Origin of the sequence: Fictibacillus sp. 18YEL24 (genome assembly GCF_015903855.1) — a bacterium.
GTDB lineage: Bacteria > Bacillota > Bacilli > Bacillales > Fictibacillaceae > Fictibacillus > Fictibacillus phosphorivorans_C.
Genome location: NZ_JACZDT010000002.1, coordinates 107,935 through 120,504, shown reverse-complemented (window position 1 = coordinate 120,504; position 12,570 = coordinate 107,935). Strand labels below are relative to the sequence as shown.

The following is a 12,570-nucleotide window of genomic DNA, read 5'->3' as shown; positions in this document are numbered from 1 at the left end:
GGTTAGCCTGATTTCCCGATTTATTTCATTTTAACCTGCAATAATGAAGTTTCACCTTTTGTTGCTTCAGAAGCAGCACGCTTGTCTAAAGATTCAACCGCATCACCGTTTGTGATTACGATCGGCGTTACCGTGCTAGCGGCTTTTTCTTTAATCAATTCCAGGTCAAAGCTTAAAAGCTTATCTCCGGCTTTTACTTTATCTCCTACATTCACATGTCCCTCGAAACCTTCACCATTCATGCTAACCGTTTCAAGACCAACGTGGATCAGAATTTCTGCACCAGCTTCTGATTGGATACCGATTGCATGCTTCGTGTGGAAGAACTGAACGATTTCTCCATCAACTGGAGAGACAACAACACCTTCTGTTGGTTCTATCGCAATCCCATCGCCCATCATCTTCTGAGCGAAAGTCGGATCTGGCACCTCTTCAATGTTTACAATTTTTCCTGTTAATGGAGCGATTAGTGTTTCTTCTTTTTTAACTTCTTTTTTTCCAAATAGTTTATTGAACATAATTTTTCACTCACCTTTCAGTTTGCTTTACTTTTATAATTTACACCTGTCTGAACGCTTTAAAACATTTCAGCTTTATTTGGGCATTTTTCGTGTTGTACTTGAAGGTGGTTGATTTCCGTTCCAGGTTGCTCGCTTTCCGCGGGGCAGGCGGTGAGCCACATTCGTACGTTTCACTCTTAAGTGTCTCACCTGCCAGCCTGTCCCGCAGGAGTCTCGCACCTTGCACTACAATCAACTTGTCAATGAGGCATAAAAATAACCCAAAAACAATCCTTCAAATACATACTTACTGATATAAAGAAAGACCAAAGAGCAAGAAACAAGTTTAATGCTCTTCAGGTCCTATTAAACAGGGTAAACTTTCCCTATAAAAGTAATGCAGTGCTTATCTGGTTGTCAACGAGAAAGGCTCTATTACTGATATAGTGAGTTGGACAATAAACGGAACAGATAATCCGTATGATCACGGAATCCCGCTTCGAGTCCAATCAACGTAACATCTTTTTGTGCTTCTTCTACAATGACTGATTGCCCAGCCGCTAGTTGATTGTTTTTCCAATGACCCGCAACAAAGAAGTCACCGTCTCCTAAAGTTGCGATAGATTTTGAGTTTCCTAACTCTGTAAACCAGACTGGTCGATAGACAAATCCGAGATCATCCTTTTTATAGCCCGCTGTTACTTCATCTTTTTCATAGTTTACTTTTACAATTCCGTTGCTGTTAGAGCCACCAGTATTAACTTTTATCGTTGTTAACCCGAGCTGACTTGAGGCTTTAGCGCCACCAGCGCCAACTGAAATGTATTTTCCACCGTTATTAATAAATGTTTGTACATTGTTTTTGAAATTGTCATAAGCTTGCTTGCTGCCGATTACGAACGGTTTATTCGCTTCTCTCACATTCTCGTATTGCAGCAATGCGTCCGTTCCTGCATATAGGAACGCATCGTATTGAGATAGACCCTTCTCTGCAACTTCTTTTGGTGTCACTTCTTTTACCGAGAAACCGAGTCGTTCTAATGCGAGTTTTGTACCTGCATGACTTTGTGCTTTATTCATGCCACCATCTTTTAATACAGCTACTTTAAGTGTTGAAAGCTTTTCTTTTTGAGCTGGCATTTTTGCTGATTGCAGCTTAATTCCTGACTCTTTAACGAGCTTCTTATTTCTTGAGGAGAGGTTTTCTATATAGAAATTTCCTGCATCGTCTTTATATACACGCTCACCTTTTTTCATAAGATCGTTCACTAGCTTTACAGCTTGGACAGAGCTGTTGGAAATTACGTATGGCCCTTTTCCTTGTAAGGAGCCTTCATATTCAGCTCCTTTCACTGGTTTTGTTTTTGCATTCACCTTTTCATCCACTTCAATCGCTTCAAAGCCCCATAATTCTGGTAGACTCCAGGCTGAAATATCATACATAGCGGGCGTATCGTTCGTGATATCCTCGCCATCCCATAACATCGTGTTTGCGAGGCCGGCCTTTGCTTGGCTCATAGAAACGATGTATGTGCCAGCAGGGTAGGTTTGTCCTTTTACTGAAAAAGGTTTAACGGCATTTTCTACAGAAATATCATTTTCAATAAGATGGTTCACTGCTTTTTCTGTAACCGTCGGATCTTTTTCATTTACAGGTAAAACATAGGCATTCGGGAAAAATCCTTCTTCATGGTAAGGGTGATCAAAATTGATTCCACGCTCAAAGATCTCAATTTGATCGGTAAGCATTCCTTGTTTGTTCTGCACAGCAAACTTTAAAGCTCCCATCACAGCATCGTTCGCCCATCTCACACCATCCCAGTTATTAGTTGGTGCTTCAAGCGTATAGCCGTATGCCCCATGATACATCGCGTACATCGGTGTAAAGATCGGCGGATAATCGTCCCAGCCTGCGCTGTCATCACGCTGCGGAATATATGTACCCGTCATATTTTTATAGAGATCTGTTTCATAGTTTGCTTTGTTACCAACGATTTCAGCTTCCATCGCTTTTGCTTGATCTAACGCCCACTTAGAGAACAGATCATATTCATAGTTCGGGTTATGTGGCGGTGTACATGGCTCGATCAATCCAGGCTTTCCATCATCACTGTTAACATAGCCATGAAGATCTAAGAAGACCATCGGGTTCCACTCTGTGATAAGATCAACTGTTTGTTTCGTTTCTTCTTGCGAAAGAGTTATAAAGTCACGGTTTAGATCGATACCGTTTCCGTTAAAACGAGTGCCGTCAACACGACCATCAGGATTCGCCACCACATTAAAGATAAGTATATTGCTGTCTAGAATCTCTTTTGTTTCTGCGTCATTATCATTAGCAAAACGATCGATTAGTTGTAGAACAGCATCAGAACCTATGTATTCTGTTCCGTGAATGGATCCATTGATCATCACGGGTACTTTAAAATCAGGATTGTCAGCGATCCAATCTTGTGCTTTTTGAGGATTTCTGAACATTTCCTTTCGTAGTTTCTTATAATGTCCATACTTACCTTTATCGCCGTTATTAGAAATTGTGACTACATACATCGGATACCCTTTAGATGATACGCCTGTTTGTTCGAGGGTCACTCGTTTACTTTCTCTATCAATCTTCTTTAAGACCGAACCAATCTTTGAATACTTAACAAAGTCATAATGCTCAGAGTTAAACGGACTTCCATCAGCCTCTTCAAAACTATTAACATTTGTCCACTTTTTTTGAGGCGTCTCTGCTGTTACAGCAAAAGGCATCGATGTCAGCAAACTTAAACTCATAACACCTGCTACCCAATGTTTTTTTAACATGTTATTTCTCCCCTTCCTGTTTCCAAAAACAAAATAATTATACTAACATATGAATATTTATTCAATATCTTTTTCAAGATAATTTCACCAGAATTAATATTCAATAGATGATAGTTGATACCTCTACAAAAAATACAAAGAAATAGAAATGAGTAAATATTCATGGTTCTTTATTCTTATAAAGAAGGATTTAATAAAAATTAACGAGAGATAATGTTATAATTTGGATATTAGTGAGGGGGTTGTAACGTATGGAAATTAGTGAGGTTTCAAGAATAGCCATCGGCACACATCTAGGGGAAATGAATGATGAAGATTCACTTCTCTATCAAAAATCTATAGAATATGCGCTGTTAAACGGCATCAACTTTATTGATACAGCACTCAATTATCGAGGTATGCGCTCTGAGCGAGATGTTGGAAGTGTTTTATCGAAACTTGTGCAAATGGAAAAGCAAATCGAAAGAGAAGACCTATTTTTGTCTACGAAAGCCGGCATCATACCAGGTGATATTGACGCTCAACTTCGTCCTGAAAATTACCTGCAAGAGATATTAGTGGATAAAGGAGTCATTCAGCGTTCAGATTTACAGATCATCGACCATCACAAACACGTTTTAGAACCTTCTTTTTATGAGTTCGCTATCCAGCAAAGTTTAAAACACATGCAAGTCGATTACATAGACGTCCATTACATTCATAACCCAGAAATCTCTTTAAAAGTTTTAGGTGAAGAGGCCTTTTACCATAAGCTAAAGAACCTTTTTTTCCTTTATGAACAGCAGGTCGAACAGGGCTTGGTCCGATATTACGGTCTAGCTGTCTGGTCCGCTTTTACAGAGTCTCCAGAGACACTTGGTTACATATCTTTAGAGAAGATGATGGATGTTGCCCACTCTGTTGCAGGTCACTCTCACCATTTTCGTTTTATTCAAACCCCGTTCAACCAATCTAATCATTTAGCGGCAACAGATCTGAACCAGCAAGTTGGTGATAAATGGAGAACACTACTTCAAGCTGCAGAAGAGTTAGGCGTTCACGTCACAACAAGTGCCCCTTTAGATTGTGGAAGACTTACTAATCATCAACACAAGAATGTAGATGAGTTGATGTCTATGGTTTTAAATACACCGGGTATCTTGTCCACGATGATCGGTATGCGAAAGGTAGACACGGTAAAAAAGAATTTGAGATGCTTAAACAAAGTTGGCTCGTAATAACGAGTCAACTTTGTTTATATGGAACAACAGTAGTGTTTATTCTGACTAAGCGCCTTAAACAAATTGCAATACGGTCATTCTATTGAAATTTTACCAGTGCGCTTGCAACTTATTACCACTCGGATCATAAAAGTGAAAGAATGCATGACCATTATCTTCTTTGATATCGTCCACCTTAACCTGATTATCAATCAAGTGTTCATGAAATTCAGCTAATTCAGGACTCGTAAAACCAATGCTGAATTCTTGTTCGTTGTTGACTGTAAAATGTGCAAAAGTTTCATCTTCGGTAGGAACTAGGATGAGTAAGAATGGTCCTTCATTTACTTTTATAATTGCCAGCTCCTCTGTAATATTTAACAACTGGAGCCCTAATATATCTCTATACCAATGTGCTGATGGTTCTAAATCTTTTACAGGAATTCTAATATAATGAACTTGTTCAATAAATGATTTACTCATATCCTTCTCTCCTTGCTCGTTTTTTCTATATACCTCTTTCTTCCAATTTTCGGATTAACCTGCTATTCAACTAAATTTTATAAAGATCGAATTATTCCATGCTATCTTACGAAAAACATTACAAAGCATCTGGAAAAACTTTTTTCCTCACTTTTTAAGAAATATTACTTGTAAATGAAACCGTTTTATTTTACAATCACTAATGCAAACGATTGCACCAACATGCATATACAAATATGTAAGCGATTCAACTTTTTTTCGCAATCTACTGAATGCGATTTCAAAAAGACAACGAAAGATATATACTTTAAGGAGGAAATCGTTTTGAAACAACGTGGAAAACTCATTTCATTTGATTTCTGGCAAAAGCTAGGTAAAGCGCTTCTTGTAGTAGTAGCGGTTATGCCGGCTGCCGGTTTGATGATATCACTAGGTAAAGTTATTGCTATGTTCGGTGGTGACATGACATTAGTGCAAACGATTGCTCGTGTTATGGAAGACATCGGATGGGCGATCATTACAAATCTGCATATCTTATTTGCGGTAGCTATCGGGGGATCTTGGGCGAAGGAACGTGCTGGTGGTGCATTCGCAGCCGTGATCGCGTTCATCTTGATCAACCGTATCACAGGAGCAATCTTCGGCGTTAACAGCGCTATGATGCTTGAAGAAGGCGCGAAAGTAAAATCACTTTTTGGCAGCGAGCTCGTTGTTGGTGATTATTTCACTTCAATCCTTGGCGCTCCAGCACTAAACATGGGCGTATTCGTCGGTATCATTTCCGGTTTCCTAGGTGCTGTTCTATTTAACAAGTACTACAACTACAACAAGCTTCCAAATGCATTAGCTTTCTTTAACGGAAAACGTTTTGTACCATTCGCTGTTATTTTATGGTCAGTGGTTACAGCTTTACTACTAGCATTAATTTGGCCGTTTATCCAGTCTCTACTTAATGACTTTGGAAAATGGATCGCAACATCTCGTAACACGGCTCCAGTTATCGCGCCATTCGTGTTCGGTACACTAGAGCGACTATTGTTACCATTTGGTCTTCACCACATGTTAACGGTACCGATCAACTATACGGAGCTCGGCGGAACGTATCAAATCATGACTGGTTCAGGAGCAGGTTCTTCTGTAGCTGGACAAGATCCACTATGGTTGGCTTGGATCAACGATCTTAACAACTTCTTAGCTGCTGGAGATACAAAAGCGTATCAAGCACTTTTAAATGATGTAGTACCAGCTCGTTTTAAAATGGGACAGGTTGTTCTTTCAACGGCATCTCTTGTAGCGATCGCACTTGCGATGTACATGAACGTTGATAAAGACAAGCGTAAAAAGTACAAGTCTATGTTCTTATCTGCAGCACTAGCTGTATTCTTAACAGGTGTTACTGAACCGATCGAATTCATGTTCATGTTTGCTGCACCACTGCTTTACGTTGTGTACGCAATTACTACTGGGCTTGCGTTCGCGGTTGCAGACCTTATCCACGTACGTGTTCACGCATTCGGTTTTATCGAATTATTAACTCGTACACCATTGCTTGTAAAAGCAGGATTAACGCGTGATTTAATTAACTTTGCTCTAACTTGTATCGTATTCTTTGGATTAAACTTCTCGATCTTCTATGTATTGATCAAAAAGTTCAACCTGCCTACTCCAGGTCGTGCAGGTAACTATATCGAAACAACAGAAAATGATGCTGCACCTGCTAAAAACGAAGCAGCAACAGGATCAGACAACTCTCAAGCTTCAGCAATCATTAACCTTTTAGGTGGAGCTGACAACATCGAGGATGTTGACGCTTGTATGACTCGCCTTCGTGTAACCGTTAAAGACACTACAGGTGTTGGTACGGAAAAAGAATGGAAAGAGAACGGTGCACTTGGTCTGATCATCAAGGATAAAGGTGTTCAAGCGATTTACGGACCAAAAGCAGACGTATTAAAATCTGATATTCAAGATCGTTTGGGGATGTAATTCATGAAGCTATTAACGTTAAACGTTCATGCTTGGCAAGAAGAGAACCAGATGGAAAAATTAGAGATGCTTGCTCGCGATATCGCGGGCGAGCGTTATGATGTTATCGCACTTCAAGAGGTCATGCAGTCGATCGACTCTCCTCTCGTAAAAGACAATATCAAAAAAGATAATTATGCCCTTGTTCTTTTAGAGCTATTGAAGAAACTTGGCGTTGAAGATTACGACTTTGTATGGGACATGGCCCACTATGGCTATGTGACGTACGAAGAAGGATTGGCGATCATCAGCCGCCATCCGATTACGTCTCATGAAAGCTTTTTTGTTTCTGATCTACAAGATATGCACAACTGGAAAACACGCAAAATCGTAAAAGCATCGATATCTTATGAAGGACAAGACATTCAATTCTTCTCCGGTCACTTTGGCTGGTGGGAAGATGACGTCGAACCGTTTAAAGGACAGTTCGATCGTTTAATGCAGTACATTCCTGAAGAAGGTCTTTCTTTTATCATGGGTGACTTAAACAACGATGCGAACGTTTGTGGTGAAGGCTATGATTATGTAAAAGAAAAAGGCCTTTACGATACGTACGAACTGGCTTCAGAAAAAGATGACGGCCTTACGATCATCGGATCAATTGCAGGCTGGGATGATAACGAAGCTGGCCGCAGGATCGATTATATCTTAAGCAGCAAGCCTGTTGATGTTCTTCAATCATCGGTGCGTTTTAACGGAAAAGAAACACCGGTGGTCTCCGATCATGCAGGTGTTGCTGTGACGGTTAAGTTATAGGCTATGTTGCTCTTGAATGTTGTTGATTTTCGTTCCAGGATGCTCGCTTTCCGGGGGGCGTGCGGTGAGCCACCTAGCGCTTTGCACTGTTAGGTGTCTCACCTGTCCCGCTGATCCCCCAGGAGTCTCGCACCTTGCACTTCAATCAACTTTTTCAGTGAAGTAAACAATAAACCGAAGCAGCCTTATTTTATAAAGACAATAAAGAAATCAAACAAACCATGGGGAGCCGTTTTGCGGTATCCCCTGGCGTGTTGTTAAAGAGAAAAACATGGAGGTAACATTATGGAAAAAGTTTGGTGGAAAGAAGCCGTTGGCTATCAAATTTACCCTCGCAGCTTCCAAGATTCTAATGGAGATGGAATCGGCGATCTAAAAGGGATCATTCAACGCTTAGATTATATTAAAGACCTTGGCATCGACGTTATCTGGATCTGTCCGATGTACAAGTCGCCAAATGATGATAACGGGTATGACATTTCCGATTATCAAGATATCATGGACGACTTTGGAACGATGGAAGACTTTGATCTCCTTATGGAAGAAGTTCATAAGCGCGATATGAAGCTGATCATCGACCTTGTTTTAAACCATACGAGTGACGAGCACCAATGGTTTATTGAGTCTCGTTCTTCTAAAGAAAATCCAAAGCGCGATTGGTACATTTGGAGAGACGGTAAAGATGGCAAAGAGCCGAACAACTGGGAAAGCATTTTCTCCGGATCTGCATGGCAATATGACGAAAAGACAGATCAATATTACCTCCATGTTTTCTCAACCAAACAGCCTGACTTGAACTGGGAAAATCCTGAAGTGCGAGAAGCTCTTTATGACACAGTAAACTGGTGGTTGGATAAAGGCATTGATGGTTTCCGTATTGATGCGATCAGCCATATTAAAAAGCGTGATGGCTTCCCTGACATGCCGAACCCGAAGAACGAAAAGTACGTGTCTTCCTTCGACATGCATATGAACCAAAAAGGCATTCATACGTTTTTACAAGAGTTCAAAGACCGCACGTATGCTAATTATGATGTTATGACGGTTGGTGAAGCAAACGGCGTTAAAATTGACGAAGCAGACCTTTGGGTAGGAAAAGAAAACGGAAAGATGGACATGATCTTCCAATTTGAACACCTTGGCCTTTGGGATGCAGAAACCAATCCGGAAGTCGATATCGTTGAACTGAAAAAAGTATTAACTCGCTGGCAGAAAGGTCTTGAAAAAGAAGGCTGGAACGCACTATTTATTGAAAATCATGACAAGCCTCGCGTTGTTTCTACTTGGGGCAATGATGGTGAGTTTTGGTATGAAAGTGCAACGAGCTTCGGCGCGATGTATTTCTTGATGCAAGGAACACCGTTCATCTACCAAGGTCAAGAGATTGGAATGACGAACGTACAGTTTGACTCGATCGAAGACTATGATGATGTAGCTGACAAAAACCGTTACCGCATCAAGCGCGAAGAAGGCGTTTCACACGAAGATATCATGTCTGTGATCTGGGCATCTTCTCGTGACAACAGCCGTACTCCGATGCAATGGAACAGCGATGAAAACGCTGGATTCACAACGGGCACTCCTTGGATGAAAGTAAATCCGAATTTCACAGAGATCAACGTAGAAAAGCAAGAACAAGACGAGCATTCGATCTTAAGCTTTTACAAGAAAATGATCGCGTTAAAGAAAAGTAACGAAGTCTTCACGTACGGTGTATATGATCTGATCCTTGAAGAAGATGTGCAGATCTATGCGTACACACGTACACTTGGAGAAGAAAAGATCGTTGTGATCACGAACCTTTCTAAGACAGAAGCGAAGTTCGAAACAGAATTGAAGCTGAACGCGAATGATCTGTTATTAGCAAATAAAGAAGTTGCAGCTCATGAGGATGTAACAAGCGTAGCGTTACAACCGTATGAAGCGCGCGTATATCGCGTGAAAGCTTAACAAACAAAAGCGTGCTATCCGATTAGGGAGAGCACGTTTTTTTAATGTGACAGTCTTTTTTCAAACCGAATAAAGGAATACAGTCGCAAAAGTACAATCAACGTACCCACAATCGTTAAAACGGGCGATATATTCGTGAATAGAGGTAACCATGCTAAAATAAACGCAACAAGCGCTGTAAAATTTCCCGAAAATCCATTGATCGGCTGATTACCTACAAGACCCGCCCCTTTTAGAGAATTTTCATAACACGATCTATGATACGGTCTCAACTTAAAAAAGGCCCATACCGTACGCAGCTCTTCCCTCTCTTTGATCGGCATCAAACAGCTATCACAGTTTAATTCTTTTTTCATCATTTCTTCTCCTTCATTAGCAAATCACTCTCCCTCTATTCTACCAATCCTTTAATCAATCCTATAGCTTTTTTAAAAGGACTTTTCGCGATGAAAGGAGAATTTTAACGTGAGGAGTGATGCTATGATAAAAAAGATAAGGTTGAAGCCCATTTATATGAATAAACTTCAACTCTTGATGAACCGTTTAGAGGACGATCTTGTTAAACAGAGTCTTGAATTAGAAATCGGTAAGATGACGGCCGGTTTTCGCGGTGAAGACTCTATCAACTATTTTTTGAATATGCTTCCGAACAAGAAAGAATGCCACGTGCTGCACGACCTCCGAATTCCCCATGAATCTACTTTTTTTCAAGTCGACACGCTCATTCTTAATCCTATGTACATTCTTATTATTGAAGTGAAAAACATCTCCGGAAACCTTTTCTTCGATAATACCTTCAATCAACTTCTACGTACCAAAAACGGTATTGAAGAACCCTTCCAAGATCCTATCGCACAAGTTGAACGCCAAAAATACCAGCTTGAAAATTGGCTGAGTAAAAATAAATTCCCCTCAGTTCCGATCGAGACCCTCGTTGTTATGACTCATTCCCAATCTGTCTTGAAAACGAACGATGTGTCGAGCCGTATATCGAAAAAAGTGATTCATAGTGTTCAGCTGCTAGACCGTATCCGGCAGCTTCAACGGAAATATAAACAGCATGTGGTTGTTGCTGGAGATGTAATGAACAAGATTACAAGGCGGTTGATCAAGGAACACACCCCACGGGATGTAAATGTAATGGAAAGGTATAAGATTAGTAAAGAGATGATTATTAAGGGGGTGCAGTGTGAGGGGTGTTTGGGTTTCGGGATGAAAAAAGGGCATGGAACTTGGAGATGCTCAAAATGTGGTCACACTTGTAAAAAAGCGCACATAAAAGCGTTACGTGATTATTGTTTACTGTATCAGCCTATTATTAATAATCAACAAGCAAGGGATTTCCTATTAGTTAACTCAACCTCGATCGCTTCTAAGCTGCTCGTTTCCATGAACTTACCCTATACCGGCACATTTAAAGATAGAAAGTACGACCTGCGGACATTGATGGGTGATGGAAATTAGATTTACTGTCCACTTTTGGGTAAATACTGTCCAGTTTAAGCAATTTACTGTCCACTTTTTGAGAAATACTGTCCACTTTCCTGATTTTACTGTCCACTTCTGGAAAAATACTGTCCACTTGCACCTTCACAGCGGATTCACCGCACCCAAACAAAAAAACACCCAAATTAATGGATGCTTTTCGATGTGCGGTTCACTGGCTTTCGTTCCCGCTTCTGCTCTTCCACAGTTTCAGTTTCATTCATCCCATGCCCAAGCGAAGGGTACAAATTCCCCGGTGCTGGATCAACAAACTGAGTCTGATTAAAGTACACGTGCGGTGTTTTCCATAGTGCAACTAGTGCTTTCCAGTGCGGCATCTCGTGATAGCGCTCTGGCCACATCTCTTTAATGTGCTTTTTCACGAGCGGGTAATATTTTGGACTCATCCCAGGGAACAGATGATGCTCCGTATGGTAAGAGAAGTTAAAATGAATCACATCGATCCATTTTGGAACAGTAACCGTTAAGCTGTTCGCTAACGGATCGTTCACGTCTGTCATTGGGTTCAAGCGGTGGTTGGTTGAGATATAGCTCATTACGATCGCGTTTGCGATCAACAACGGCAGCAATACCGCAAAGAACCATTTAACCGGTCCAAGCCACGCTAACAATCCTAGCCACATTGCCCACGGCAATAACAGCTGAATCCAAACAGAAGGTCTTTTACTCGGTTTGAACTCCGTAATAAATCGTTTGAACATGAAAAGTCCGTGCAGCGTAAACGAAACAGACAAGAAAGCAAAGCTTACGATCGAACGCATCCACATCGGAAGCTTGTACACTTTTTGAAGCAATGGTTTGTGAGACAAGTTCTCTAGTGTTGGCCACGCATCCGGGTCTTTCCCATCATGCTGTGTATGAACGTGATGCGTCGTATTGTGCCACTTACGCCAGAGCTTCGGTCCAACACTTAACGGCCAGAAAGCTACTGCTCCTAAAAAGTCACGAAGCCACGGCTTTCGAATCACTGTGCCGTGCAGGATCTCATGGCCTAAGAAGCCCATACCCGCGAAACATGTTCCTAATATAACGGCGATTCCAATCCCTAACCAAGGGTGAAGATTATTCAATAACCCGATAACTAAAATACCGGCGATTGCGATCAATAAGTAGACAAGCCCACCCCATAATCTTGAAGGTACTGGCTTAAAGGCTTCTTTCGGCAGCTTTGGAGCGATCTTTGCTGCATACCAGCCAAACGATTGTAAATCTTTCATTTGCTCAACTCCTCTAATCTGACTCTTTCGAATTCTCGTACAATACAATCGTAACAAGGTTTGTTTTATGAAGCAACTATTTTTGTTACCTGGTAATAATAGTTGGTATTATGTACCCACAAAAAA

At 40.9% G+C, this 12,570-nt stretch carries 10 protein-coding genes; 5 read left to right on the top strand and 5 right to left on the bottom strand.

Going from position 1 to position 12,570, the window contains the following annotated elements; all coding sequences use genetic code 11:
- Nucleotides 1-20: 20 nt before the first annotated feature.
- On the bottom strand, nucleotides 21-518 hold the full coding sequence (locus tag HU823_RS06060; protein WP_066399283.1) for a PTS sugar transporter subunit IIA: 498 nt from the start codon (nucleotides 516-518) through the stop codon (nucleotides 21-23).
- A 417-nt stretch (nucleotides 519-935) separates the two neighbouring features.
- Complete coding sequence (locus HU823_RS06055) at nucleotides 936-3,308, bottom strand: M14 family zinc carboxypeptidase (RefSeq protein WP_197221453.1); 2,373 nt, start codon at nucleotides 3,306-3,308, stop codon at nucleotides 936-938.
- 251 nt (nucleotides 3,309-3,559) lie between these two features.
- Between HU823_RS06055 and HU823_RS06050 the strand changes: the two genes are divergently transcribed.
- Nucleotides 3,560-4,525, top strand: coding sequence for an aldo/keto reductase (locus tag HU823_RS06050; RefSeq protein ID WP_144696716.1), 966 nt, complete (start codon nucleotides 3,560-3,562; stop codon nucleotides 4,523-4,525).
- A 93-nt stretch (nucleotides 4,526-4,618) separates the two neighbouring features.
- Here HU823_RS06050 and HU823_RS06045 read toward each other — a convergent pair whose 3' ends face one another.
- Complete coding sequence (locus tag HU823_RS06045; RefSeq protein WP_144696714.1) at nucleotides 4,619-4,990, bottom strand: VOC family protein; 372 nt, start codon at nucleotides 4,988-4,990, stop codon at nucleotides 4,619-4,621.
- A gap of 324 nt (nucleotides 4,991-5,314) precedes the next feature.
- Here HU823_RS06045 and HU823_RS06040 point away from each other — a divergent pair, with 324 nt between their 5' ends.
- The 3 genes from HU823_RS06040 to HU823_RS06030 all read left to right on the top strand — a co-directional run bounded on the left by HU823_RS06040 (nucleotide 5,315) and on the right by HU823_RS06030 (nucleotide 9,721).
- Nucleotides 5,315-6,976, top strand: a complete 1,662-nt coding sequence (locus HU823_RS06040; protein ID WP_231607317.1) for a PTS transporter subunit IIBC — start codon at nucleotides 5,315-5,317, stop codon at nucleotides 6,974-6,976.
- A 3-nt stretch (nucleotides 6,977-6,979) separates the two neighbouring features.
- Nucleotides 6,980-7,771 carry an endonuclease/exonuclease/phosphatase family protein gene (locus HU823_RS06035; protein WP_197221452.1) on the top strand — a complete coding sequence of 264 codons (792 nt, stop codon included), beginning with the start codon at nucleotides 6,980-6,982 and terminating at the stop codon, nucleotides 7,769-7,771.
- A gap of 285 nt (nucleotides 7,772-8,056) precedes the next feature.
- Complete coding sequence (locus HU823_RS06030; RefSeq protein ID WP_197221451.1) at nucleotides 8,057-9,721, top strand: glycoside hydrolase family 13 protein; 1,665 nt, start codon at nucleotides 8,057-8,059, stop codon at nucleotides 9,719-9,721.
- Nucleotides 9,722-9,762: 41 nt separating this feature from the next.
- Here HU823_RS06030 and HU823_RS06025 read toward each other — a convergent pair whose 3' ends face one another.
- The gene (locus tag HU823_RS06025) at nucleotides 9,763-10,077 is read right to left on the bottom strand and encodes a hypothetical protein (protein WP_197221450.1); all 315 of its coding nucleotides are present in this window, start codon (nucleotides 10,075-10,077) and stop codon (nucleotides 9,763-9,765) included.
- Nucleotides 10,078-10,201: 124 nt separating this feature from the next.
- Here HU823_RS06025 and HU823_RS06020 point away from each other — a divergent pair, with 124 nt between their 5' ends.
- The gene (locus HU823_RS06020; RefSeq protein WP_197221449.1) at nucleotides 10,202-11,185 is read left to right on the top strand and encodes a nuclease-related domain-containing protein; all 984 of its coding nucleotides are present in this window, start codon (nucleotides 10,202-10,204) and stop codon (nucleotides 11,183-11,185) included.
- 167 nt (nucleotides 11,186-11,352) lie between these two features.
- On the opposite strand, the gene HU823_RS06015 is transcribed toward HU823_RS06020, so the two are convergent.
- Complete coding sequence (locus HU823_RS06015; protein WP_197221448.1) at nucleotides 11,353-12,444, bottom strand: fatty acid desaturase family protein; 1,092 nt, start codon at nucleotides 12,442-12,444, stop codon at nucleotides 11,353-11,355.
- Between the last annotated feature and the right edge of the window lie 126 nt (nucleotides 12,445-12,570).